At 40.7% G+C, this 24337-nt stretch carries 25 protein-coding genes; 6 read left to right on the forward strand and 19 right to left on the reverse strand.

Going from position 1 to position 24337, the window contains the following annotated elements:
• Positions 1–17: 17 nt before the first annotated feature.
• From ACULLG_RS11760 to ACULLG_RS11780, 5 genes are read right to left on the reverse strand one after another with little or no spacing between them, the layout of a single operon-like run.
• Positions 18–635 (reverse strand): cytochrome c3 family protein, encoded by a 618-nt coding sequence (locus ACULLG_RS11760; RefSeq protein WP_452126988.1) that lies wholly within the window; start codon positions 633–635, stop codon positions 18–20.
• Positions 632–1327, reverse strand: a complete 696-nt coding sequence (locus ACULLG_RS11765; RefSeq protein ID WP_452126989.1) for a nitrate reductase cytochrome c-type subunit — start codon at positions 1325–1327, stop codon at positions 632–634. The genes ACULLG_RS11760 and ACULLG_RS11765 overlap by 4 nt, the downstream gene beginning before the upstream one ends.
• 1 nt (position 1328) lies before the next feature.
• The gene (locus ACULLG_RS11770; RefSeq protein ID WP_452126990.1) at positions 1329–3659 is read right to left on the reverse strand and encodes a molybdopterin-dependent oxidoreductase; all 2331 of its coding nucleotides are present in this window, start codon (positions 3657–3659) and stop codon (positions 1329–1331) included.
• A 1-nt stretch (position 3660) separates the two neighbouring features.
• Entirely contained in the window at positions 3661–3900 is a 240-nt protein-coding gene (locus ACULLG_RS11775) for a chaperone NapD (RefSeq protein ID WP_452126991.1), read from the reverse strand.
• 2 nt (positions 3901–3902) lie between these two features.
• Positions 3903–5165 (reverse strand): alginate export family protein, encoded by a 1263-nt coding sequence (locus tag ACULLG_RS11780; RefSeq protein WP_452126992.1) that lies wholly within the window; start codon positions 5163–5165, stop codon positions 3903–3905.
• A 395-nt stretch (positions 5166–5560) separates the two neighbouring features.
• Here ACULLG_RS11780 and ACULLG_RS11785 point away from each other — a divergent pair, with 395 nt between their 5' ends.
• Positions 5561–6274, forward strand: coding sequence for an NUDIX hydrolase (locus ACULLG_RS11785; RefSeq protein WP_452126993.1), 714 nt, complete (start codon positions 5561–5563; stop codon positions 6272–6274).
• A gap of 35 nt (positions 6275–6309) precedes the next feature.
• Here ACULLG_RS11785 and ACULLG_RS11790 read toward each other — a convergent pair whose 3' ends face one another.
• The 5 genes from ACULLG_RS11790 to ACULLG_RS11810 form a co-directional block, all read right to left on the reverse strand.
• Complete coding sequence (locus tag ACULLG_RS11790) at positions 6310–6615, reverse strand: hypothetical protein (RefSeq protein ID WP_452126994.1); 306 nt, start codon at positions 6613–6615, stop codon at positions 6310–6312.
• 6 nt (positions 6616–6621) lie between these two features.
• Positions 6622–6813 (reverse strand): hypothetical protein, encoded by a 192-nt coding sequence (locus ACULLG_RS11795; protein WP_452126995.1) that lies wholly within the window; start codon positions 6811–6813, stop codon positions 6622–6624.
• Positions 6814–6841: 28 nt separating this feature from the next.
• Entirely contained in the window at positions 6842–8443 is a 1602-nt protein-coding gene (locus ACULLG_RS11800; RefSeq protein ID WP_452126996.1) for an FAD-binding protein, read from the reverse strand.
• A gap of 10 nt (positions 8444–8453) precedes the next feature.
• Positions 8454–8813, reverse strand: a complete 360-nt coding sequence (locus ACULLG_RS11805) for a hypothetical protein (protein WP_452126997.1) — start codon at positions 8811–8813, stop codon at positions 8454–8456.
• Positions 8814–9149: 336 nt separating this feature from the next.
• Entirely contained in the window at positions 9150–10253 is a 1104-nt protein-coding gene (locus tag ACULLG_RS11810) for a hypothetical protein (protein ID WP_452126998.1), read from the reverse strand.
• A 129-nt stretch (positions 10254–10382) separates the two neighbouring features.
• Here ACULLG_RS11810 and ACULLG_RS11815 point away from each other — a divergent pair, with 129 nt between their 5' ends.
• Both ACULLG_RS11815 and ACULLG_RS11820 read left to right on the forward strand, forming a co-directional pair.
• The gene (locus ACULLG_RS11815; RefSeq protein WP_452126999.1) at positions 10383–11648 is read left to right on the forward strand and encodes a hypothetical protein; all 1266 of its coding nucleotides are present in this window, start codon (positions 10383–10385) and stop codon (positions 11646–11648) included.
• 108 nt (positions 11649–11756) lie between these two features.
• Complete coding sequence (locus tag ACULLG_RS11820) at positions 11757–12821, forward strand: Gfo/Idh/MocA family protein (RefSeq protein ID WP_452127000.1); 1065 nt, start codon at positions 11757–11759, stop codon at positions 12819–12821.
• A gap of 1 nt (position 12822) precedes the next feature.
• On the opposite strand, the gene ACULLG_RS11825 is transcribed toward ACULLG_RS11820, so the two are convergent.
• The 6 genes from ACULLG_RS11825 to ACULLG_RS11850 form a co-directional block, all read right to left on the reverse strand.
• Positions 12823–13524 carry a galactosamine-6-phosphate isomerase gene (locus ACULLG_RS11825; protein ID WP_452127001.1) on the reverse strand — a complete coding sequence of 234 codons (702 nt, stop codon included), beginning with the start codon at positions 13522–13524 and terminating at the stop codon, positions 12823–12825.
• Between the two features lies 1 nt (position 13525).
• Entirely contained in the window at positions 13526–15406 is a 1881-nt protein-coding gene (locus tag ACULLG_RS11830) for a sodium:solute symporter family protein (protein ID WP_452127002.1), read from the reverse strand.
• Positions 15355–16728 (reverse strand): family 4 glycosyl hydrolase, encoded by a 1374-nt coding sequence (locus ACULLG_RS11835; RefSeq protein WP_452127003.1) that lies wholly within the window; start codon positions 16726–16728, stop codon positions 15355–15357. Before ACULLG_RS11835 ends, ACULLG_RS11830 begins: the two co-directional genes overlap by 52 nt.
• 185 nt (positions 16729–16913) lie before the next feature.
• Positions 16914–18050 carry a serine hydrolase domain-containing protein gene (locus tag ACULLG_RS11840; protein WP_452127004.1) on the reverse strand — a complete coding sequence of 379 codons (1137 nt, stop codon included), beginning with the start codon at positions 18048–18050 and terminating at the stop codon, positions 16914–16916.
• 159 nt (positions 18051–18209) lie between these two features.
• The gene (locus ACULLG_RS11845; protein ID WP_452127005.1) at positions 18210–18716 is read right to left on the reverse strand and encodes a hypothetical protein; all 507 of its coding nucleotides are present in this window, start codon (positions 18714–18716) and stop codon (positions 18210–18212) included.
• Positions 18716–19297 (reverse strand): TetR/AcrR family transcriptional regulator, encoded by a 582-nt coding sequence (locus ACULLG_RS11850; protein WP_452127006.1) that lies wholly within the window; start codon positions 19295–19297, stop codon positions 18716–18718. Before ACULLG_RS11850 ends, ACULLG_RS11845 begins: the two co-directional genes overlap by 1 nt.
• A 282-nt stretch (positions 19298–19579) precedes the next feature.
• On the opposite strand from ACULLG_RS11850, the gene ACULLG_RS11855 reads away from it, so the two are divergent.
• Complete coding sequence (locus ACULLG_RS11855) at positions 19580–20101, forward strand: hypothetical protein (protein ID WP_452127007.1); 522 nt, start codon at positions 19580–19582, stop codon at positions 20099–20101.
• A gap of 10 nt (positions 20102–20111) precedes the next feature.
• On the opposite strand, the gene ACULLG_RS11860 is transcribed toward ACULLG_RS11855, so the two are convergent.
• Both ACULLG_RS11860 and ACULLG_RS11865 read right to left on the reverse strand, forming a co-directional pair.
• Positions 20112–21011 (reverse strand): sugar phosphate isomerase/epimerase family protein, encoded by a 900-nt coding sequence (locus ACULLG_RS11860; protein WP_452127008.1) that lies wholly within the window; start codon positions 21009–21011, stop codon positions 20112–20114.
• Positions 21012–21038: 27 nt separating this feature from the next.
• Positions 21039–22217, reverse strand: coding sequence for a PQQ-dependent sugar dehydrogenase (locus ACULLG_RS11865; RefSeq protein ID WP_452127009.1), 1179 nt, complete (start codon positions 22215–22217; stop codon positions 21039–21041).
• Between the two features lie 317 nt (positions 22218–22534).
• Between ACULLG_RS11865 and ACULLG_RS11870 the strand changes: the two genes are divergently transcribed.
• Complete coding sequence (locus ACULLG_RS11870) at positions 22535–23044, forward strand: hypothetical protein (RefSeq protein WP_452127010.1); 510 nt, start codon at positions 22535–22537, stop codon at positions 23042–23044.
• 71 nt (positions 23045–23115) lie between these two features.
• A complete protein-coding gene (locus tag ACULLG_RS11875) occupies positions 23116–23850 on the forward strand; it encodes a LytR/AlgR family response regulator transcription factor (protein WP_452127011.1) in 735 nt (244 codons plus the stop codon).
• 6 nt (positions 23851–23856) lie between these two features.
• On the opposite strand, the gene ACULLG_RS11880 is transcribed toward ACULLG_RS11875, so the two are convergent.
• Positions 23857–24321 carry a DUF4251 domain-containing protein gene (locus ACULLG_RS11880; protein WP_452127012.1) on the reverse strand — a complete coding sequence of 155 codons (465 nt, stop codon included), beginning with the start codon at positions 24319–24321 and terminating at the stop codon, positions 23857–23859.
• Positions 24322–24337 lie beyond the last annotated feature (16 nt).

The following is a 24337-nucleotide window of genomic DNA, read 5'->3' on the forward strand; positions in this document are numbered from 1 at the left end:
ATGCGTTTATTAAATGGTTATTTTCTTTCTTTTACTTTTTCCGTGTTGAACCTTGCAGGCCATTTTGAGGCTATCTGAGGTTCATGTGGGTTATGACAATTCACACAGGTAAATGCCGCCCTTGGTTTTGCCCAACCGCCTATATTCTTGCCATGGGCACCGCCCTTCCAATCTTCAACCTGATTATTATGGCATTGTGCACACGATTGATAGCTCTGGTTAAAATCCACAGTATTGCCCGTTAAGCTATGCAGATTGTCCATGTCATTTCCGTTATGACAGGTAGCACAGTTCATGGCATTTGCATTGGCATGATTTATTTTGATATCCCAATGCGCCTTTTGTTCCCCTGGCTCATTTTGCATTTGTTCCAAAGGTTTGGAATGGCATTCGGTACAGGCATAGGATTTTATCTGACTTTTGCGTTCGGGAATCAAAAACGTATGTGCTCCTTCTGTTATTTCGATGGTGTTAATGTCACCGATGTAGGCTTCGGATGAAATTCCCGGGTCTTGGTAGTGTTTGCCCTCTTCCTCTATTTTTTCCTTTAGACTATGGTATTCGCCTTCTTTGTGCTTGCATGAAAACATACCGCACAGCATGATGAGACTACAAACTATTCCAAGCTTTTTCATTCTACATTGGTATTGGCCCTTACGAACAGTTCTACATTTTTTACTTCTTGAGCCTTGGGCACATGGCATTGTCTACAATTGACCCGTTCCGGATGGTCTATCCAAAGCTCTTTTACAGCTGCAGGCCCTGCGTGGCATGAAATGCAGTTCTCCCGCATCTGCAATTGATGTGGAATGGCGGGAGGACTTCCTGGCAAGGCGTTATTGACTCCTACTTCGGGGGCTGGTTTCTTGTAAAAATTAGTGGCCACAAAGGTTGATTGTGTTTGTTGTTCCACATGGCATTGCTTGCAATTGATCATTTCTGGATGGGGCGTTACCGGTGCATAGGCATTGAACTTTTCCACAAAGCCTCCATTTTGATGACATTGCAAACAAATATTACCTCCCATTCCCAGTTTTTCCTTCACTGGATGTGGAATGCTCGGTGGCGCTCCAGTATAAGCCCTATTATTATAATAGGTGTCCAAGGTTCGCTGATGGTTTTCATCCACAGGCATGTTTAGATAATCCAAGGCATACCCAGATCGCTCAAAGACTTTTTTCTCCGAAGGAATAACAGGTATATCACTAGCCTCATGAATGGGAATGTAGGCTTCTTCCAGACCTTGATAGTAGCTATAGGTCCAGTTAGCCAAAAACCCGATGAACAAAAGGGCAAAAACCAATAAGATGCCGACTCTTTTTTTCATTTTAGGCTTTTTCAACTTTTACCGCACATTTTTTATAGTCTGGTTCTTTGGAAATGGGACAGAATGAATCCAGAGTGATGTCATTGATGAGCATATTCTCATCAAAAAAGGGCACGAAGACCTGCATGGGTGCCGGTACTCCTCGTTCATTAACCGAAGCAGGTAAGGTAATTTCACCCCTTCGCGTAGTGAGCTTCACTTTATCCCCAGTTCGTATCTGCATTCGTTTAGCATCATCTGGATGTAATTCTACATAAGCATGTGGCATAGCCTGATGCAAGACGGGAATCCGCCTTGTCATTGATCCCGTATGCCAATGCTCCACTACCCTTCCGGTTCCCAGCCAATATGGGAATTCGGCATCAGGTTCTTCCGCAGCAGGCTCGTAGGGGCGTTGCCAAATGATGGCCTTTCCATCTTTCTTTCCATAAAAATGGAAGTCCTTTCCATTGGAACAAGCGGGATCATACTTGGCATTGAAACGCCATTTGGTCTCCTTGCCATCAACATACGGCCACATGGCTCCAGGTTGGGATTTCAGCACCTCGAGCGGAGCCATATTATGCTTTTTGTTGTCGTGATGCCTTCGGTATTCGGTATAGATTTCCTCAATATGGGTCTCGTCCTTGTAGTAGAATTGTTTTTCGTAGCCCATGCGTTTCGCTACTTCAATAAGTTGAAGAGTATCGCTCATGGCTTCTCCCGGCGGCTCTACCATCTGCTCAAAATATTGGGTGCGGCGTTCTGAATTCCCATACATTCCTTCCCGTTCCACCCACATAGCAGAAGGTAAAATCACATCGGCTATATCCGTAGTGGGTGTCGGATAAATGTCCGAGACGACAATAAAGCGGCCTTCCTTTTTGGCACCATCACGATACCTTTTCAGTTTGGGCATGGTGACCATAGGGTTGGTAACCTGAATCCACATAAAACGAATATCTCCCCTATCCAAAGCCCTGAACATTTCAACAGTATGGTAGGTGGGTTTTGGGTCGATGTTTTCAACCGGAACATCCCAAATTTTCGCAGCAAACTCTCGATGCTCTTTGTTCATCACTACTCCGTGAGGCAATTTATGGGTTAAGGTGCCCACTTCCCTGACTGTTCCACAGGCACTTGGCTGGCCTGTTAAGGAGAAGGGACTGTTCCCAGGGCTTGAAATTTTTCCAGTAAGCAAATGGATATTGTACACCAAGTTGTTTATCCAAGTTCCCCTGGTGTGCTGGTTCATTCCCATACACCAAAGCGACATTACCTTTTTATTAGGGTCTCCATAATGCGCCGCCAAATATTTGATATCCTTGACAGAAACCCCAGAGAGTTTGGAAACCTTTTCGGGGGTATAATCCTCTAAAAACTTCTTGAAGTCTTCTAGCGTTATAGGTTCTGGCTTATCGGTGAATTTATAGTTGTCTTCCAGACCATATCCCATATTGGTCAGGCCTTTTCTAAGATTACAATGCTCCTCCACAAAGGCCTTGTTCATCCAGCCATTGTTGATTATCTCGTAACAGATAGCGTTTGCAACGGCCAGATCCGTTTGCGGTAAGAAGATGATCGACTTATCCGCAGCCATGCTGGTCCGTGTGGTGCGGGTAGCAAAATCTATGATCTTTACGCCTCTTTTTAATCGCTGGTCCAATAATCGAGAGAACAAAACAGGGTGCATCTCGGCCATATTATTGCCCCACAGTACAAATGTATCTGCATGATCCATGTCCTCATAGCAGCCCATGGGCTCATCAATTCCAAATGAAGTCAAGAAACCGGTAACCGCACTGGCCATACACAAACGGGCATTGGCTTCAACATTGTTGGTTCCGATACATCCTTTAAAGAGTTTCGATGCGACATAACCATCGGGTATGGTCCACTGACCGGACCCATAAATGGATACGGAGTCCTTGCCATGGTCCTTGATGGTTTCCTGCATTTTGGAAGCGACCAAATCCAACGCTTCTTGCATTGAGGTTTCCACATACCTTCCATTCTTTTTCACCAAAGGTTTCGTCAAACGGTCTTGCCCATACATCGCCATGATGGAATGGTAGCCCTTTACACAGCATAATCCTTTGTTCACAGGCGATTTTGGGTCACCTTTTACGGCAATGGCCTTTCCTTTTTCAGTTCCGATGAGTACTCCGCAGCCAACACCACAAAAACGGCATGGAGCTTTTTTCCAGTCAAGGTTGGCTTCAGCTGGGATTCCCTCTTCCTGTTCTTTGGCGAAGATAATTCCCGGGAACATACTGGCCGCAGCTGTCATTGCTGACAACATGGCCATTTTTTTAATAAAATCGCGCCTATTGGTGTGTACGGATTGATACATACTATGCTTTTTTTGGAGTGTCAAAGCCGGACACCATGGCCATTAGCTTTATATCACTTATTTGTTCTAGTTTTTCCTTTAATTCTTGTTCCTCCTGTTTTGAATCGGTCTCAGTGACCAAAATCAGTACTTCTTCGTTTTCAGCTGGCAATACCTCACAGTGTTCCATTTTGGACAGTTGCTGTGCCAACTGGGCTTTTTTTCCTTCTGATGGATGCACTAAATAACTTTTTATCGGCATGCTTACTGATCTAGGTTAGTTTGAAATAATGTCGGTTTAATGGTTATCATAACCCAACCCCAATAATTGGAGTTGTCATCAAAATTGTTCTTCAGGAATTCCATTCCTTCGGAAGCAAATAAATGGGAATATCCGGCTTTGATGTTGACATCTTTTTTAAAGTTGTAATTGAGGACGAAATCTGCTTCTACCCCCAACTGTTTGGAATCCGTTGTTGCTAAATCAGCAGCAGCAGAAAAATTATGGATACGTCCACTGAGGGAGGTCTTTTCTCCTAATCCTATTACAGACCCCACATATACATCCAAAAGCCCCACATTACTGCCATGGTTGCCTACAAAAAAGTAGTCCATGAGCCCGTTGAACTTATGGTTGGTTCCGTAAAATGGTGTAAAGGCCTTATTTTCACCGTTGGACGGTGCTCCATTATCATTGCCACTTATCAGTTCACCTCCAAGAATCAAAGACCACTTGGGCTCTATTTTATAGCTTCCTTCAAGCGCCAACAAATAGGCACTTAGGTCATTATCACCAATATCCTTTCCAAATTGATAATACAGATTGGCGAACCATCCCAATTTTTCTTCAGAACCTTTAAGGTGGGTACCAATGGTTTGGCTGAATCGTGTTTCATTATTATCCGCATTAAAAGCATCGATAAATTGTAAACCATTGTTCAAGAACAGAAAACTGGCGGATACCCCATCCCAATCCTGATGAAACCAGCCATATTGTATGCTCTTATAGGTATTGGTTGTAAGTATATTATTCAGGTTGGCTTCCCCATCTTGATTAAAAGCTGCCCCCAGATGAAAACCGAAGTCATCCTTTTTATACTTCAATACGGCAGCATCGTGACTTCGGGCTTGTTGCGCCCATGCGACACCACCAAAAATTCGCTGGTCATCGTAGTTGAGCACTTGTCTACCCATTTTTAGGGAAAGCTCAGGAGAAAACAATAATTCACCCCACGCTTGGTGGACACCGAAGCCGTTACGATCAGCCCTATTCAATTGGGGAACGTCTCCCCATACTCGTATGTCCTGGACACTCAGGTAAAAATTTAGATACTCATTTTTATACCCCGCATTCAATCGAGTTCGTTGCGAAACAAATGCAGATGGATCCGCATTGTCTGGAAAGAGCGATTGAAAACCATGCCTGAATTCAAAACGGGGCCTTATCTCTGCATCAACCTTAACCTGAGCACGCGTTGCCAGCGCCATAAATAAAAGAAGGAACAAACAGGCAGCAGTTCGTATCATTTGGTTGGAGGTTGAAGATTGTGATGATTTGTTTGAATTTACAACATTTTTGTAGAAAAATTCCATCAAGGTCGAAATATTAAGGGTTTATAATTCGGATGGGAATTTCTGATTTAAAAAGGATTCAAAACATGACGTTTGTCATGTTTTATTGAATTGATTTATATACTTTCCAACAACTGCAGTACCACTGAATACCAAATAAAATTGTAGTGTCAACCCCATTTTAACAATCTTTTTAGTGAGTGCAGTCATGTCTTACAAATACATCTGAACACCAACCAGGCGGTCCATATAATTAAGTTTTCTTTAAGAGCACCCTCTTACCTATCCAGAAAATGTTTCATTATTTTTACAACAAGATTTAATTTAAACTCTGCCAATCCAATTATAGCATGTCCGCCAGCAAGTATGACCTAAATCAACACATAACCGTTGCAGTGGACTGTATAATTTTTGGGTTTGATGGTGAAAACCTCAAATTGCTTCTTTTTAAAAGAAAGGTGGAGCCTTTTCTCAACTCTTGGTCCCTTATCGGTTCCCTGATCAGAAATTCAGATTCACTGGATGACGGAGCCAAGAAAGTCCTATACCGACTAACGGGCCTCAGTGATGTATATCTACAACAGCTTAAAACCTACGGTGAGGTTGAACGAGATCCCTTAGAGCGTGTAATATCAGTTGCTTACTATAGTTTGATTCGGATTGAGCAGTTCCATTTGGACTCCATTCAAAGCAATGATGCCCAATGGTTCAATTTAGATGAGATTCCCGAACTTATCTTTGATCACGGACAAATGGTGCAGGATGCAATACGCCAACTTAGGGCGCAAGCAAGTAACCAGCCCTTTGGTGTTGAATTGCTCCCTGAGCTTTTTACCCTGTCCCAATTGCAGACGCTGTACGAGAAAATCTATAGCACCGAATTTGACTCGGGGAACTTCAGAAAAAAAATGCTGTCATTGGACATTCTCATCAAAACGGACCAAAAAGACAAATCCTCTTCTAAAAAAGGAGCTTTTCTGTATAAATTCAAAAAAAGAGGGTCTGCTTCTTCGGCCATTGCTTACGAAAATTTTGATTCGTTCAGGCCTGTGGTCCGTTATTAGGAAAATAGGCCGACATTGCCTGAATTAAGCTGCTGCTATCCCAAAGATTCGTCTTTCTTGGGCTCTGCCGATTGCCTTTCCTTAAAATAAAACCCTATGATAAACCCAAGGGGACCAGATAGAATTGATGACACCGTGGTCAATAGGTCTTTATAATCATTTGTGCCAAAATCTTGGGTGTTGTACCCAATCAAGAAGGTCACAAAAATCACACAGAAGAATAGCACCACAAAAACCATGGCCAACACGCCGCGGTTTTTTTCCCGTTTTTCGTCCACATTGGGTTTGATCACAATGTTTTCCAATCGTTGTCCTATATTGGATAGTATATTGCCTTCCATGATTGCTTATTTTTTTTGGATTTTATAAGTAGGATATTCCCGCTCCAGTTCATTTTTCAAGTCTTCCTGAATCTTATCCATTTCTTGTTCATCTGGTGTGTTTAGGTCTTTGTCCTTGTTCATTTCGATAATTCGTTCTAAGATTTTCTTAGTCAATCTTAGTTCGTACTCCATTTCCAATCTAGATTTTCTTACCATAGTACTCTAATTAGTATTTTCAACTGTGTTATACCAAAGATTTGATCAAATTGGGATCGTTGACCGTTTCTTTCTTCGCCAGACCGGTTTGTGTCAAAAACTCGTTGGAGAATAATTTTTGCATATCATTGCTCAGTAGTGCGCAACGGTATTCACGCCACGTTTTGGCATCCTGACCGTACATATGATCAATAAGCCCAGGAAATGCCCAATCTGCATTCTTTCCCCAGTGGATGGTAAACGGAATATTGTTGTCCTTTAAGGCTTGAATCATTTTTTTGGAAAAGCCTTTCAGGGTCCCAATATTCTTCTTCTCGTTCCACAAAACCCCATCAATTTCAACCATGCAGGTTGTTGGAAATCGCGCAAAGGATAGTGTAGCTTTTGATTTTTTGATAAAACGCATGGCAAAAATGCCCGGTATCGGTCCTTCGTCAATGCTAACTTTCGTAAGAACCTCTAGGGCTTTTTTAGAATTTTTATGATCCACTCCGAAAGAGCAGGCATAAGCAGGTCCTTGGTACGGTGCATCCCAAAAGGTTTCGGCCAAAGTACCTGTTGATTCCTCATTGACCTTTGGCAAAATTGAATTTTTAAGCGCATTGATGAAAAGTGGGATGGTGCTTGGAACACGAGAGCCGATCTCCACCGCCAGATTGACCAAATCCCGATAAATGGATTTTTTAATCACTGGAAACGGATCGGGATAATTCAATTTAAAGGGCTTTTTGTACATCAGTTCAACCACATAGTTGCCATTATCCTTGTATTGGTTGACAAACACTTTGTAATGGTAGGGCATATTTCCGTTTCCGGCCGAATCCAATTCGGAAGGAATGGATTTAAATCCTTTAAAATCCATGCTCTCAGCCAAAGCAATGGCCTTTTCTTTTTTTAACTCCCGCACATAACGCTTAATCAAAAACAGATTTTGCGCCTCTATGACCACCCCATGGATAAATCCGAAAGATCCCAATCCTACCAGTGCCGCATTGAAAAGTCCATCGTTTCGTATGACCCTTGACCTTAATTTTTGCACAAATACGTCGTTCAATGCGGGTTTTGTATGTCGTTCCAAATACACAATATCCCCTGGATCAGGGCCGATAATAATGTTCAATCCAACCACATAATCCTGAACAGAGCCTACATTGATTCCGGACCCATGCACCCCTGTAGAAATGCAACCCGCAATGGTTTGTCCGTTACTTGCACCAGACGTCTTTAACGATTTGCCGTGCCCGGCCAGCTTTTCAGAAATCTCCTTGATATTGTTTCCACATTGAAATAGAAACAGATTGGATGCATCATAGCCCGATAGGGCATGCAGGTCTTGGTCCATAAAGGAGAAATAGGTGTTCATATGCGCATTGTAGTGCATGCTGTCTTTTTGATGTGCAATTTTGGACATGGACCATGCCGAGCCATAAGCTCGGAATCCCTGATTCTTATTTTTGGCTTCCTTGATTAATTTTTGGATTTCTTGGGCAGCATCATTGTACCGATCTAGAGTTGAAGGCATTAATGCCGACGCTTCCAATTTGGTTTTATAAAGTGTTTTTAGTGGGAAAGGTCCGTTGGCGTGGAGTGTATCCCAGTCGCTGAGCGAAAGTTTTGTTGTTCGGGCCATACAATTTGAATTATGGATTTTTCATGCAGACATACTTTATTTTCACCAATCGCTTACGACCGAAGGTCACAGCGCTCAGAAGAACCCCACCCAAGGTATTTCGGTACTCTATGGTATGCAGTTTTCCTGTAGGGCATTTATCGGTAACCTTGATCAAATAGGTAAAATCCTTATCTGCAGCACCAATGGTTATGACCGTATCCAACTCTATCACTTCCATATCGCGGTAATAATCGTCACGGACAATTGGGGCAGCAGGGTTATAGGCACCCTCAACACTTCGTAAACGTACGGAGTAACAGGAATTGAATAATAAAATCAGTAAACATAGGCACAGAATAACTGTGATGACATGCCTTTTAATATTCATAGGATGTACTTTTTAGTAAAAACTTTGGTATACAAAACACACTTGCAATGCAAGTTGACACTTCTTTACTATAAAAGGGGGAAGTTTAGTTCAAGATGAAATTCTTGAACTTTAAATGTATGAAATTATCGGCACACCCCATTGCAGAAAAACCTTAAAAAAATTAAGGTTTTTCTTTGATTGCTAGGATGTTACAAACAATTAGATGCTACTCAAAAGGATATCCATAAACAATCAAACACTACACTTTATGGATGTTGGTGCTTAGGTCAACACTATTTTATGATTAAGTTTCTTCAATGGGATGGTATCCTCCCAAAAGGATTTAAACTATGGTTATTTTGTTTTTAAGCCTTCGGAATTCGGAAATCTACCCGTTACCAGCCAACCACCAAAGTCTTCGGAAACAGCTAAAAGTAAGGTGTTCTTTCCTTTCTTTAAATCCAGATAAATTGCGTCAAAAAGACCTATGGTTCCCAAGTATCGATAATCTCTTGACTGAAATCGATTAGTTCCTTTATAAATGGGCTGGCCATTGAGAATGGCCACTACTCTATCGCTATAACCAAAATCAAAAAGTTTGATTTGATCTTTGTCCGAAGTTATAGTCAACCTTGCGAACACTGTATTTCCAGGTGTATCGTTCCGCAATTCAACCGCTCTGGAGATATTGGCAGCGACACCTTCCTCCACGAAAATTTTTTTGTTCCATTTTAAGCGAGAAATCAAAGAGCCAATGTTCTCTGTGGCCTCCAGTTCTTTTTCCTCGAATTTGTCAGATACTGTCCACTCCCCTATAACATTCTCAATAGGTTCCCTGTTTCCAGGCTCAAAGTTTTGGATGACAGGGGTCTGTTGGTCAATTTTAATGTTGGCAATATGAAAACCGCGAACAAGCCCGCCTGAAAAACTGATGCCTCCTGCTTCGGGCTCATGGAACAACTGCCAAGAAAGATGGGGTGTTTCCGAATGATCCAAAAATATCTGGGCCCGACGGTCGTTGACCACAATTTTTACATGGGTCCATTTATCAAAGGTATATTTATGTGGAAAGGAATACTTTGGGCCAAAATAAAACTGCCAATTAGAAAGCCCATTGGTTACCGGATTAGCTTGGTTGGCATCCGGGTTTCCAGACTGATGTGGCCGGATATAAAACTGTTCCGCGTTCCCATCATTTATTCTGAAGTACACTCCAGGAAATCCACGATCTTCGGTTAAATAAATGTCATATTCAATGGTCCCATTTAAAAATGAAATATCCTTTAAACCAACTGTTCCCCCCTTAAAATAAATGGTCTTATGTCCTTTGAAATCCTCAAAGATGTACGACTGCGTATTCATTTCCAGATGAACTGTATCTAAGGAAATAGCTTCTTGACTGAAACCAAAGAATAGATTAAAAAGAAAGAGAATGGATAAAATGATTGTTTTGTTCATGACTTCTTATTTTTTGATATTCCAAAGCTCCAACAAGAGACGCAAAATGCAAAAACAAGTTGGTTCAAGTTGGTTCATTCGCATTCAGGCTGCATTTTTTTTGTGATCTTTGTTTTACAAATCCTAGAAATGTATCCCGAACGCCACTTGGTACAAAAATGTTTATTACAGATTGAGGAAACCCTGGGCTGGGGTACCTCAGATTCTTGGCATAACGACATGTTTTTAGAATTGAGTGACCGAATCCAACAAGACACCAAGGTACTTTTGAGTCCGGTGACCTTAAAAAGGGTGTGGGGTCGCATCGATTATAAGAGTAAACCCAGTATTACCACATTGAACACGCTTGCGCAATTTGCCGGGTTTGAAAATTGGAGGGATTTTAAAGCCAAAACTTCAACTAAAAAAAAGACAGGTATTTCCAAAATGATCAGTGCCAATCTTGGAGTGATCATGTTGAGTGCCTCTGTAATGACCATCATTTTTATTTCGTTTTTCTCTTTAAAAGGCCCAAACGATAATGCCGTGCACATAGACGCTTCCATAATTGGTTTCGAAAGCAGACCTCTTGCCAAGGGATTGCCAAATTCCGTTGTTTTTAATTTCGATTTGAGTGAAATTAAATCTGATAGTATCCACATTCAACAATATTGGGACCCAACAAAGACCATAAATTTAAAACCAGGGCAAACGCAAGCTACCGGACAATATTATTTTCCAGGTTATTTTAGAGCGAAGCTTTTGGTTGACGGGCAGGTCATAAAACAACATGATCTTTTTATAAAAACCGAAGGTTGGTTGGGCACTTTGGATTATAGACCAATTCCAAAATACATCGAATCCTACGACATTTACAAGGATAGGGTTTCCATGCCCGAAGCTATAATCTCCGAAGTGGCGGCAGCAGAAGAGCCCATAAACACCACTTTTCATATGGTGAAAGACTTTGAACCTATTTCCGGCGACAACTTTGAACTTGTATCCACCATTAAAAATATCTATCGCGATAAGTGGGCTGTATGCCAAAAGTCATACATCATCATTTTGGGTACCAAAGGCGCCATGGTCATCGCATTTGGTATTCCCGGTTGCGCTTCGGAATTATATGTGATGATGAACGATACGTACTTAAACGGTAAAGAGCACGACCTTTCACAGCTCGGTATGGACCTCTCCGAGGCCAAGGATATCAAAATTCAGGTGAAGGATAGGCATTTGACCATACTTTTAGAAGGCGAGAAACTCTTTTCCGGAAGTTATAACGAAAGTATTGGTAGAATTGCCGGGGTGCGTTACCGTTTTTTAGGTGCTGGAGAGGTTTCACAAAGTAAACTTGCCAATTTGACGGGCAGTACCAGCATCGATTTTCTGGACGAAACTGTTGTGATCAACTGAGTCCGACTGTTCCAGTTTGTTGGAAATGCCACTTTCTTTTCCATTTTTGGAGAGTACTTCTTTATTTTCCGCACAATGCCTAATATTGATGTGCAATAACTTTAGAAAATGAAAACATACAAGGTCTTGGTGGTTGGATGTGGCAATATGGGAACTTCCCATGCAAGGGCATATCATAAACTGGAACAATTTGAGATAGTGGGGTTGGTAAGTCGAAGTCCAGAAAGTAGAAACAAATTATCCGATGAGTTGGGTGGTTTGCCCACTTATGCGGATTTTGAGGAGGCTTTAAAACTAACAAAGCCAGACGTGGTTTCCATCAACACCTATCCCGAAACACATGCGGATTATATCCGTAAGAGTTTGAACGCCAAGGCACACGTTTTTGTTGAAAAACCCATTGCTACCAATGTTAAGGATTCAATGGAGTTGGTGCAACTAGCCAAGGACAACGACCTGAAATTAGTGGTTGGTTATATTTTAAGGGTACATCCTGCATGGAAAAAATTTGTGTCACTCGCACAAAACTTGGGAAAACCTTTGGTCATGCGTATGAATTTGAACCAGCAAAGCTGCGGAGTTCAATGGGAGACACATAAAAATTTAATGAAATCAATGTCACCTATTGTCGATTGCGGAGTACATTATGTAGATATTATGTGCTTGATGACACAGGCCAAACCGGTTAAGGTAAGCGGTATTGGCGCAAAACTATCCCAGGAGATAGGCACTGAAATGTACAACTATGGACAGTTGCAGGTTACGTTTGATGATGGTTCTGTGGGGTGGTACGAAGCCGGATGGGGACCTATGATCAGTGAGACGGCTTTTTTTGTAAAAGATGTAATCGGGCCAAAAGGAAGCGTGAGCATCGCAGAAAAAACGGATACAGCATCCCAAAACATAGATGAACATACACAAACAGGAGCATTACATCTGCATTTCAGTGATATGGATGAAAGCGGGAACTTTATTAAAAAAGATGAGCAAATTCCTATTGACAATGAACCATCCCATGACGAACTTTGTCAGTTGGAACAAGAATATTTGTTAAAGGCCATTGAAGAGGATTTGGATTTATCTCAACACTTGGAGGATGCCATAAATAGTTTGAACATTGTTTTGGCCGCTGATGAATCGTTTAGAACCGGAAAAACGATTTATCTAAATTGAGTTAGTTTTCTAAAATGAAACAATCCACATTTGGATGCAACCACAAGAACGTAGCCGGACATTCTGGGTCAACTTTTTTGGATAAAAATTGTTTTTTGACATTTTCTTTACCCTCCCCTGAAATCAAAAGTAATATTCGTTTGGAGTTTAAAATCTCCTGTATCCCCAAGGTCATTCCGTAAGAAGGTTTTTCGGTATGAGTTGCAACCATTCCATGATTTTGTGATGATGGAGTCAATCTGGCCACGTGACATTTTTGATCAGCTGAAGCTGGAGGTTCATTGAACCCGAGATGTCCATTTTTTCCCAACCCTAATACACAAAGTCCAATCGGCCCCTCATTATTTAACTGGTTCTTTATCCTACTACATTCCCCTTCCGGGTCTTTGGTTTCCGCATCAAAAGCGAAATAGTTCGTCTTGGCAATTTTAAGCGGGTTGATCAATTCCTTTTGCAAATACGCCTCGCAGCTTCCAAACATGTTAGCTAAACCTGCCCATTCATCCAATTTCAATATCCTAAGTTTGGCATACCGCTCCGGATTCAACTTGAAGTCCTTGACCAAATTTCGATATACCGGCAATGGTGAATTTCCCGTTGCTGTGCACATTAGTAAGTTTGGTTTTCGGTCTATTTCCTGAATCATTAACCCAGTGGCTTTCGAGGTAAAGGTTTTTTTGTTTTCAAAATATTGAATTCTCATGCTATTCCTGGGTTTTCACTTTTTCAACAAGTTGAAGTGTAAGCCATCCACTGACCAATCCAACAATTAATAAAGCCAATGCGTATAGATACCTTCCCAAAACTGCATGTCCCACACTAAAAAGAATGCTGTTTAAAAAGATAACCCCAAGTACGAATCCCATCCAACTCTTTCCGTTCCCTTCTGAATCTACTTTATTAACGGTCATTTGCGATGAGACTGGACTCCACCATCCTTTGGGATTGACTTTTTTATAGAAGGCAATCAGGGTACCATATTCCACCGGTTTGGTCATAAAGGTCACAACCAGACTGATTGCCGTGCATAACAACAGAATAATGGTTGCCCGAATCAGAGCATGCTCGTCATTATACCAAAAATTTATTTTGATGAGAAGCGACTCTCCTATCCATCCTATTTTATGAGCTCCCATGGCAATTAAGTGTCCATTGGCAAGTACCAAAGCGGATATCATGGCAGTTATTTCAGACCAGGCATTAATGCGCCACCAAAACCATCGTAGCATTAAAATGATAGCGATTCCAGAAACAATTTCAATGATATAAATCCATGCTCCGGCAATACTGTCCATTTGCCAAGCTGCCATAGCCGAAAGTAACAACAACACCGTAATTCCGATACGTGAAACCATTAAATAATGTGCCGGGGTGGCTTCTTTTTTTATAAAGCGTTTGTAAATATCGTTCACCATATATGACCCTCCCCAGCAAAGATGTGTATCAACAGTACTCATAAAAGCCGCCATGAATGCGGCAACCAAAAGCCCTTTTAATCCGGAAGGAAGAACTTCTAAAATCATCATGGGATAGGCCAGTTCTGGGTCTGCCAACAATGCTTCAGATGCTTCTGAAATAGGTAAGATCACTATTGAGCCCAAACCAACCACTATCCATGGCCAGGTTAAGATTACCACCCCGGCAACTGCAAACCATAATGAGGCTTTTATTGCATGTTTCTCAGTTTTGGCCGAGAAGAGTCGTTGCACAATGTAACCATCCCCTTGAGCTTGTCCCAACCACAATATTCCAATAAGACAGACAAAAGCAACCATTTCTGTTGGTCCGATATGGGAAAGATTGGGCAACATATCCATTACTCCTGCAGGGGCATCTGGCTGTGATGCAATTTGTGAAGCCAATTCGGTTGGGCCTCCAATTTGCACCAAAATCAAAATTGCCAAAAGTATGGTGCTGATCGTACCTGCCGAAAAGTGAAGCATATCCAAAATGACCACTCCCTTAATACCAGATAACAAGGTATGTATCAATGCATAGCTACAAGTTATGACCAATGCAAATTCGGCACTCCATCCTAACATGATCTGGGAAAATTTCAACATGGCCAGCATAACCCAGCCCAAGGTGATACAATTCTTGAAAATTCCGTAGAAAGCAGCGGTGAATCCTCGAAGCACAGAAGCGGATTTACCACTGTATCGCATTTCAATAAGTTCGGCATCGGTTAAAATTTCGGCTCTTCGCCAGTATTTGGCATAAAAAAATACCATCATCATTATACCAATTCCCAAATACCACCACAACCAATTTCCATAAATTCCTTTGCTTCTTACCAAAGCCGTTACTGCCAAAGGGGCATCTGTAGCAAACCATGTTGCGGCAATTGAGGTTCCCAACAACCACCAAGGCAAACTACGCCCCGCGACGAAAAAATCCGTGATATTCTTGGATTTGTGTTTGGCAACGAATGCACCAATAGCAATTGTAATCAGCATATAAACCACAATGACGACCCAATCGAGCGTTTCAAGCCCATGATTTACCTGATTTATTTGCTGAGCTGAATCTACCATTAGCATAAGACCGGTAAAACTTCGCTTTGTAATTCCAACATTTCGTTGCACATGGCAACAGCGTTTCTGTATGAATCGACCGTGGGTTCAATTAAAATGGCCTGCAACAATTTATCCTTCGATTTTTTCTCATATGCTTCTACCAATAGTTGATGGATGCTTGCGTGCAAACGAATGGTGGCAGCTATAGCCTCAGGCATGGGTTGAAGCTGAATTCCTTGGATTCCATTCGCATCACAATACGCAGGTACCTCAACCACTAAATCATCGGGTAAATTGGGAATGGCACCCTTATTCGGAATATTAACTGCTTCCAACCATTGTTTCTGTCCGGTGACCATGGCTTCCATAATTAGTGTGGCTATTTCTCCAGAGCTTTTAAAACTTCCGTCCTCATTTTCCAAAACAATTTCTTCCGTACTGCCAACCGGTAATAGTTTTTTGCTCCAGTCTTTGTCCCAAGAGCGATCGTAATCTACCTTGTCCACAGTATACACTCCTTCGGGAATCTGGTTGTTTTCCCACGGATGTCCATCATAAGGGTCATAAAAAAATTGCAGCTGCGGAATCACAAATTCCTCAGCCCAACGTATGTACTCCCCATAGTGGTTGGAAGCTGGTGAAGGCCATTGCCCAAACCTTCGAAACAATATCCTTCCTAAAGCCAGCTCGTGCCATTTGGCCAACCAATCTCCTTTTTGCTCCATTTCCTTCAGTTTGGGATAAAGGTCCTCCCCTGTAGGTTTATGTTTGATTTCTTGGAACCAGGTAAAATGATTAATCCCACAGGCTTTTGTTTGCAATTCGTCCAAGGGAACATCCAATAATTCCGATAATTGCTCACGTCCCATAAAAACGCCGTGACAGAGTCCAACCGCCTTTACACTGGTCAATCGGGTGATTGCTTCACATATTTTATGCTCAGGATTGGAGAAATTTAATAAAAGTGCCTTGGGACAAAGTTTTTCCATAGCTCTGGCCAAATCCATGATGACCTTAATGTTCCGCAGGGCATGAAACAGGGAGCCAACTCCTCCATTTTCACCATAAACTTGTTTAAACCCGTACTTTCTAGGGATATGAAAATCCTGTGCCCAATAGACGTTACGGTCTTTTTCAAGTGCACATATCACAAAGTCAGCATTTTTTATGGCCTCATTGCGGCTTGTCCCAGAACTAATCTTAGCGTTGCGTTTCAGTTTACTGTTTACATAGTCGGCATGGGCATGGACATGGGTCAAATGCGATTTTTTAATATCCATAAGATGGATTTCCAAACCCCTGGAACATAATTTTTCGCTTAACAAGATATCTTGAACTATAATCGGGCCAAATTGAAGACTTCCGGCTCCGATGTATGCAATTTTAATCATGTGGTCGCTTGTATTTTGGATGGATATGACTTCAAATTACAATTTGATTTGAAGTTAGGCTAGTTAAATAAAATAAATTGAACAAAAAGGATAGAAAATGATGTATAGTCTTTCCTCTTTATCAAATGAAAACTACTTCTTCCCACAAAGGTTACCCATTGTGCCAAAAATATTTATCACATTGATTATAAAGGTTTTGAGAAGATTTTTTGAAGTAACTCATTAACCAGTTCATATCGCAATAACGGACCATTTTGTGACCTACTCTGATTATTTAGCATGGCTATACTTACTTTGCTCACTGGGTCGTAAAACATATAGGAACCGTAGCCCCTCATACCTCCGGTATGGCCCCACATGGACTTACCAACAAAAGTCACCTCTCTTATACCTAGTCCATATCCTGTGGCAATAGGGTCTCCAAGGGGTGTGAAATTCAACATTTGATTCTTGGTTTCTTGGGATAATAAAGTGCCATTGAACAAGTGTTGTGCCCACATGGAAAGGTCGGAGGCTGTTGAAAATACGTCTGCTGCGGTATAAAAAATGCTATGATAGGCTGGTCCGAATTCGTCGGATATATCTTGTAGGGTTCCATCTCCATTACTATCGCGCCACGGAGTGGCAACCGGACCTATTAAACTTTCATTTGCTGGGAAATAAATGTTACCCAATTGCAAGGGATTAAAAAGTTTTTCACGGAATACTTCGCCCACGGTCTTTTGCGTCACCGACTCAATAATCAACCCCAACACCAAATAATTGGAGTTTGAATATTCATATCTGTCCCCAGGATTAAACACTGGCTCCCCGACATAATCGGCCAACTCAATGGGCGGTATTGCAGTTGTTAAGTTTCCTTCTACTCGAGGCCAGATATCTGGATGTCTAAAATACCCGAGCAGCCCCGCGAAATGTCCAAGTAGTTGTTGAACGGTTATGCTTTCATCAATATTGGGTGAATTTAAACTGAGCCACTTGCTAATTGGATCATCCAATGACAATTCCCCTTCCTCTGCCAATTTTAGCACAGTAGCAGCAACAAAAGTTTTTGTAATGCTGGCTATTCCAAATCGCATATCACCAGAAACTGGTGTTTCAGCATTGGAAATTCCCCCTTGTAGTTTCCATCGCTCTTCCCCATCGACCCGAATTGAAATTGAAGCTCCAAGCAGTTTATCGGAGCCAATTTTAGAATCCACCACAGCTTGTAGTTCTTGCAAGAATATTGTCTCTTCATCAACCGGGACATCCTCTTTAACCTCATCTGAGGAACAAGCAACTAACAACAAAGTCCAAACTAGCATTTTTAAAATCTTCATAATTCGAGAGTGTTACATATTTAATCTATCCATCATTTTTGAATAGGCTATATTTAAAAGTAAAGCATATAAGTGTTTGGTTTATAAATATTTGTCGGTTTTTACACAATCAACACAACAAGCTACAAGTTCATTTGACGGCCAAATTGCCGTTTGAAGCTATAATTTGTCCAAATATTTCTCTGGAATTTTGCTCTCTTCAGTTTCAGTTGCCCAGGTTGTGCTGGCAATCCACCATCTACCATTCACCCACACAAGTTGATAACTGTTTATTCCCTTTTTATCATAGGTCCCCTTTAAATTTTTGGAATGATAGGACTGGAATGCGTTTGCAACCCCATTAAATTCGTTGATGCTCAAACCAAGTACTTTTTCATCGAAACCATCCCGGGCATATAATGGGCCTACATAACGGATGAACTCTTCAATTGTAAATGAACGAACCTTATTTGCGGGGTTTTTGGCTTTTGGGCTACGCATAATTTTTTGGGCCGTTGGTAAAAACAAATTTCTGTACTCCTTCCAGTCGGGCTCTTCGCCAATATCCACAGATATAATTTCGAGCATTTTATTTACTGTTTCCTCAACGGTTTGATACTTGTTGTTTTGTGCAAACACCGTATTTACCAGTATCAAGGAAAACGTTGCAATCCATATTTTTTTCATTATTCGGTTTTATAGGTTAAACTTTGCCAGGTCATTTCCAATGTTGTGGAAACCATCTTATCGGTTACCCCAAATTCATTGTCGAGTTTTATTTGAATGATTGTAGAAAGACTGTTGTACAACCATCTCATAATCAAAATGGGATGTGTATCGATAAGGATTTTGCTAGATATTCCTTCATGTACTAGGTCAAATGCGGTTTGATAGAAAGCCCTTGCATATTCTCGCAATGAATTGGAAATCAATGGAGAATAGCTATAAGTGTCATGAAATCTGAATCTGTTTGGATATTTGATGTAATAATTGAAACCCTTCATCCACAACAGGCTGAATCTTTCTTTAAAATCCAAGACGGTTTCGTCCGCTGAAAAGGCGATGTGTTTTCCCAAATCATCCAATATATAGAGGTAAACCCCTTCAATAAGTTCTTCCTTGCTTTTAAAGTGATGATAGATGGTTCCTACTGCAACGCCTGACTTTTCAGAAATCTGTGCCATAGAGGTCTTTTGAATACCTTGATCTACAAAAAGGGATAAAGAGGTCTCCAACAAATCGATTTTTTTAGTGATAGGTTTAAGCATAGACCGAATATTCATTCGGTAAGGTATTAAAAAATTTCAAAAATAACATCGATTTTACATTTCATGGACTCTACTGCCTGTTTCCTCAACTCAAAACAGGCATCTATCAATTGAATGAGTTGACCGCTAAAGAATAACAATAGCTTGGTTTAAAATTCATAAGAAAATGACTACGCTAGAGATTATAAGTGGATTACAAATATTTAGTTTAATTCTATCCGCAATCATATTATATATGATCGGCTTTCTACATGGTATGAGTTGGAAAAAAAGGAATGGGATATGAAAAGTTATCGTTTTATATGGCTAATACTCCTAATTACCTATTCCTGTGAAAATTCAGGAACAACCAAAGATTTAAACAAAGTTGAACAGCAATTAATCCAGGCACCAAAACATGTTAAGGCTGAAGCCAACCAAACAGAGCAGGAAATGGCACTTTTAGAACTCTATAAAAATGTAAAAGCCAATCTCATTCTTTGCGATAATTTTGAATTTACCATTAGAATTGACCGGCTTGTAGACAACTCGATAAGGTACGTCTGTTGGAAGAAACCAAACTCAACCTCAAATGCTCCAAATCTCATTATCAAAAATGGAGTTTCCGTAAAAAACACGCCTGCGGATAGGCAAGAGTACGTTTTCTCGCAAGAGGACTGGAATTACGCAGTTGAAAAAATAATTTCTAATGATGCACGTGGTATCAACCATATTTTCTTGGAGATACAGGATAAAGAGGGGAAGGAAAATTACGCTTGGAAAATGCGGGATTTAACTCATCACAAATACACCGATATTAGATAGTAATACTTACCTACAAAAATCTTTGCAGCTTTTTTTTAAAGAAAGCTGCACTATCAGAAATACTTTGGATAGAGTTCTTTGCAAAATTTCCCCCTTGCTCCAAATAATAATACCGTAAACCAGATTTGTCCAATTTGGGAAGCATATCAACATAGTCGATGGATCCTTGTCCCAATTCAGAATAATCACGAGTAACCTTATCCATATCTTTGATATGCCACATTACAAAACGGTCGGGTTGATCCGCAATAATTTCAATCGCGGTCTTTTTTGAGGAATGCATCACCCAATACAAGTCGATTTGCAATTTCACCAAGGAAGAATCTGTACCTTCGACCACTATTTCATATCCGTTTGTTCCACCTAGGTCATCAAATTCAAAGCCGTGGTTATGGTATGCAAACCCTAAACCAGCTTTCTTTACCTGCTCCCCTATCATATTCAGTTTATCCACCAACTTTTTAAATCCTTCTTCATTCCTAAATTTCGGGTCTAGCCATGGCCAGGTTATATAGTCCTGTTTTAGTTGGGTTGCTCCTTCAATACATTGATCTACATAACGCATCAATTCAGTTTCTGGTTTGTCAAAGAAGTTCATTAGACCGTAGTGTCCACTGGAAGTCGTTAAATCGTGATCTTCCAGAATTTTTCCAAAGTCGGAAGTTTTATAGCCATAGTACGTATCCTTCTCCCCATCATATCCGTAAATCTCAAGATCTTCATAACCCAATTTCCTTACGGTTTGCAAGCTTCCGATTGGATCCTTCTCCATTGCATCGCGTATGGTGAACAATTGAAGCCCCATTTTATATTTGGGTTTTGACTCAATGGAAAAACCGGAAGCTGAAAGCGGAAGGGTTGTGCTAGCCATGGCCAATGTAGATTGTTTTAAAAAGGTTCTGCGCTGCATGATAAAATATGTTTGTGCTAAAGGATATTAATTATAGGTCACTCGATATATGGCATCACCAAAATCATCTGATATCAACATTGAGCCATCTTCCAAAAAAAGAATATCAACCGGTCTTCCAAAAGCTTCCTGCTTTTCTTGATCTAACCATCCATCAATAAAGGTTTCATAACCTACGGCTTCATTGCCTTCCAATTTGACCAAAGAAATTCGGTATCCGACTTTAGTAGACCTGTTCCATGAACCGTGTTCAGCAACAAATGCGTAGTCCTTGTATTTTTCAGGAAACATCTCCCCCCTATAAAATTTTACAGCCAACGGAGCCACATGCGCACCCATGGGCTGCACCGGAGAAATAAAATCAGAACACGGAAATTTATCTCCAAATTCCGGGTCCTTAACTGTTCCACCATGACAATACGGATATCCAAAATGTTGGCCAATTTCTGTTGCCCTGTTCAATTCACATGGCGGAATGTCGTCACCCAACATATCACGACCATTGTCGGTAAACCAAAGATCTCCAGTTTCTGGGTGCCACGTATATCCAACGGTATTTCGAACACCTTTGGCATATATTTCTCTATTGCTGCCATCGGGATCCATTCGGGTTATGGTTGCAAAACGTTCATCCTCGTCCGTGCGCTCACAAATATTGCAGGGAGCTCCAACCGGAACATAAAGCTTATCGTCAGGACCGAACGCTATATATTTCCATCCGTGGTGAAACTCGGTTGGATAATCATCATAAATCACTTCTGGTTCTGGCAAATCGGATAATTGTTCTTCAATGTTCGAATATCGTAGTAAGCGACTCACCTCAGCCACGTATAGTGCACCATCTTTAAAAGCAACTCCATTGGGTGCTTCAAGCGTCGTATCCAAAACCATCACTTTTTCGGCATAAAAGTCCTTGTCCAAATCCTGTAGTGCATAAATGGTATTTTCATTTCGGGTGCCAACAAACAAAGTTCCATTATCGCCCATTGTCATAGACCTTGCTCCATCCAATCCCTCAGCAAAAACATGAATCTTAAATCCTGGTGGTAAATTTAAATTTTCAAGAGGCAGACTCGTTTCATGGCTTACAGCTTCTTCAGATTGGTCTTGCAGATTATCAGCTTTGTCTTTTTCTTGATTTTTTTTGCTATTACAAGCAATGGTCAATAGTGACAAAACAATCAAAAAAGTGGTTTTTCTTGACATATTTTAGGTTTAGGTAATGTTGTTTTTTGAAAATGCAACCATAACTTGGTCGAAGGATTTGCTGTTCTTTACAGGAGATTTATTGTGATTGATTCGATTCACCTAAAATACATAAAAACAAGCGCATCTTCTATAGCTATAAAAGCTTTGTTTTTAGCTTCAGGTCCATTTCACAAAGAATTGATATGGTGTTAGAGTTTAAGCCAACGGCAATTTCATGCCGTTTCAAAGCAGTTTCAAGACAAAGGGCTGTACAAAAGCAATTTAAATCTGTTTAATATTCCTTTTTTGTAACATCATTTAAAATACGGACAGTAATGAACAGAAAAACATTTTTAAGGCAAAATTTACTCTTAGGTGGCGCGCTCACAGTAGGAACAGGCACTTTGATAGCGGGACAGCGAAATGCACAGGACGATCTTTTTGATCAAGAATTAATTTTAGAATTCGTATTCGCCGCCCATAGAAGTTTGGAAGAAACTAAAAAAATACTGGACAAGTATCCACTTTTGCTTAATTGCACAAGTCAGTTTAAAAAAGGAGATTTTGAAACAGCTGTAGGTGGTGCATCCCATATGGGCAGAAAGGATATCGCCGACTTTTTGGTAAGCAGAGGGGCCAGATTGGATATTTTTAATTATGCGTTTTTGGGTTGTGATGATTTTATAAAAAAATGGGTCACTGATTATCCAAATTTTTTAAATGCTCCTGGGCCACATGGGTTTACCTTACTTCATCATGCTGAAGTGGGAGAACGCAAAGAGCTGGCAGCATGGTTGAAATCCAAAGGATTGAATGAAAAAATGCTCAAAGGAGTTTTTGGTTAGACTTAAGTTTTTTATCGCGCCATTTGGTATTATTTGGTAACTTACATGAATACTTTTTAATTTTCATTAGCGTGTTGATTATTCGAAACGAAAAAAGGTTTTTGTACCTATCGGCAATTGTCCTACTCGTGATTTTTGCCATTACCTTGGTTCAAAATATTATTAGATATAGCGACCATGCAAGTTATAGCATATGGGTATCTATAGTTTATCTATTCGTTTCCGTGCTTTTTTTCATTCCAGTAATTGCGGTTTCTTTAAAGATTCAGATAGCAATACGCAAGAAATATCCACATGGGTATTGGGGTCTGGTTTTACTTATGGCACCCGTTAGTCTTTTCCTTTTTTATTTGATCTCAAATGTGGTACTGCACGGACTTGGCTATTTTGATTACTTTATTGATATGGAATATGCCCGGTATTACTTTGGACGCGAGGCCCTTTATCATTTGATCATGCTTATGGGATCTGCAGTTTATGTCCACCTTAGCCAACAAAAGTTTCCGACCATTGATGTTTTTAAAGGACGTAAATTAATGACCATAGACTTGCAGAGCGTGGAATGGATTGAAGCTGATGGACACTATGCAAATTTTTATGTGGCCAACGAAACCTTTATCAAAAGGGAAAAGCTTAGCTTATTGGCAAAATCCCTTGGTCCGGGTTTTATCCGAATTCATAGAAAGTACATTGTCAATAAAAGTCAAATAAAGTCCAAAGAGAAACAAGGAAGGGATGAATATCTTATCCTGTCTTCGGGAATACGATTAAAAATTGGACAATCGTTTAAACCAATTAATTGGTAAATCTCCCTATTCCAAGCTATACTTTGATACGGTGCCGTTGTACCAAATAGCTGTTCGATGCGTGCTGTTGATATTTATAGTACTCGATTTATCAGGTAGCAATTGCGCTGCAACATCAAACGCCTCGGGACCATCACTGATTCTAAACTTGACGGTATATCCGGATGTTTTGTCATTGGGTATAATTTCAAAATCCCTAGGAATACCTTCAAACCGAATACCAGTATTGTTTGAATTATAAGGCGCCGACATTTGTCGCTCTCCATAATAAGGAAGATCAGCGGCCACACTATCCCCTACAACCCTCAAATAGCTCGACATACCGGTAAGATCAATCCTACTAACATTGCTGCCGGGAGGCAAAAGACCAGAATTGGCCACTCTACTCACAGACCCCGTCGCCAAAGGTCTGGCTGCAATCACATCAATCACAAAAGATTTATCGGCAACCAAAGTATTCAATGCTTCCATTTGTGAAGCAGATGGA

The organism is Flagellimonas sp. 2504JD1-5 (assembly GCF_053618295.1).

Bases quoted from the DNA above. Each gene is read 5' to 3' on its own strand.
- ACULLG_RS11760 (WP_452126988.1), bottom strand. From the start codon at position 635: ATGAAAAAGCTTGGAATAGTTTGTAGTCTCATCATGCTGTGCGGTATG.
- ACULLG_RS11765 (WP_452126989.1), bottom strand. From the start codon at position 1,327: ATGAAAAAAAGAGTCGGCATCTTATTGGTTTTTGCCCTTTTGTTCATC.
- ACULLG_RS11770 (WP_452126990.1), bottom strand. From the start codon at position 3,659: ATGTATCAATCCGTACACACCAATAGGCGCGATTTTATTAAAAAAATG.
- ACULLG_RS11775 (WP_452126991.1), bottom strand. From the start codon at position 3,900: ATGCCGATAAAAAGTTATTTAGTGCATCCATCAGAAGGAAAAAAAGCC.
- ACULLG_RS11780 (WP_452126992.1), bottom strand. From the start codon at position 5,165: ATGATACGAACTGCTGCCTGTTTGTTCCTTCTTTTATTTATGGCGCTG.
- ACULLG_RS11785 (WP_452126993.1), top strand. From the start codon at position 5,561: ATGTCCGCCAGCAAGTATGACCTAAATCAACACATAACCGTTGCAGTG.
- ACULLG_RS11790 (WP_452126994.1), bottom strand. From the start codon at position 6,615: ATGGAAGGCAATATACTATCCAATATAGGACAACGATTGGAAAACATT.
- ACULLG_RS11795 (WP_452126995.1), bottom strand. From the start codon at position 6,813: ATGGTAAGAAAATCTAGATTGGAAATGGAGTACGAACTAAGATTGACT.
- ACULLG_RS11800 (WP_452126996.1), bottom strand. From the start codon at position 8,443: ATGGCCCGAACAACAAAACTTTCGCTCAGCGACTGGGATACACTCCAC.
- ACULLG_RS11805 (WP_452126997.1), bottom strand. From the start codon at position 8,813: ATGAATATTAAAAGGCATGTCATCACAGTTATTCTGTGCCTATGTTTA.
- ACULLG_RS11810 (WP_452126998.1), bottom strand. From the start codon at position 10,253: ATGAACAAAACAATCATTTTATCCATTCTCTTTCTTTTTAATCTATTC.
- ACULLG_RS11815 (WP_452126999.1), top strand. From the start codon at position 10,383: ATGTATCCCGAACGCCACTTGGTACAAAAATGTTTATTACAGATTGAG.
- ACULLG_RS11820 (WP_452127000.1), top strand. From the start codon at position 11,757: ATGAAAACATACAAGGTCTTGGTGGTTGGATGTGGCAATATGGGAACT.
- ACULLG_RS11825 (WP_452127001.1), bottom strand. From the start codon at position 13,524: ATGAGAATTCAATATTTTGAAAACAAAAAAACCTTTACCTCGAAAGCC.
- ACULLG_RS11835 (WP_452127003.1), bottom strand. From the start codon at position 16,728: ATGATTAAAATTGCATACATCGGAGCCGGAAGTCTTCAATTTGGCCCG.
- ACULLG_RS11840 (WP_452127004.1), bottom strand. From the start codon at position 18,050: ATGAAGATTTTAAAAATGCTAGTTTGGACTTTGTTGTTAGTTGCTTGT.
- ACULLG_RS11845 (WP_452127005.1), bottom strand. From the start codon at position 18,716: ATGAAAAAAATATGGATTGCAACGTTTTCCTTGATACTGGTAAATACG.
- ACULLG_RS11850 (WP_452127006.1), bottom strand. From the start codon at position 19,297: ATGCTTAAACCTATCACTAAAAAAATCGATTTGTTGGAGACCTCTTTA.
- ACULLG_RS11855 (WP_452127007.1), top strand. From the start codon at position 19,580: ATGAAAAGTTATCGTTTTATATGGCTAATACTCCTAATTACCTATTCC.
- ACULLG_RS11860 (WP_452127008.1), bottom strand. From the start codon at position 21,011: ATGCAGCGCAGAACCTTTTTAAAACAATCTACATTGGCCATGGCTAGC.
- ACULLG_RS11865 (WP_452127009.1), bottom strand. From the start codon at position 22,217: ATGTCAAGAAAAACCACTTTTTTGATTGTTTTGTCACTATTGACCATT.
- ACULLG_RS11870 (WP_452127010.1), top strand. From the start codon at position 22,535: ATGAACAGAAAAACATTTTTAAGGCAAAATTTACTCTTAGGTGGCGCG.
- ACULLG_RS11880 (WP_452127012.1), bottom strand. From the start codon at position 24,321: ATGGAAGCATTGAATACTTTGGTTGCCGATAAATCTTTTGTGATTGAT.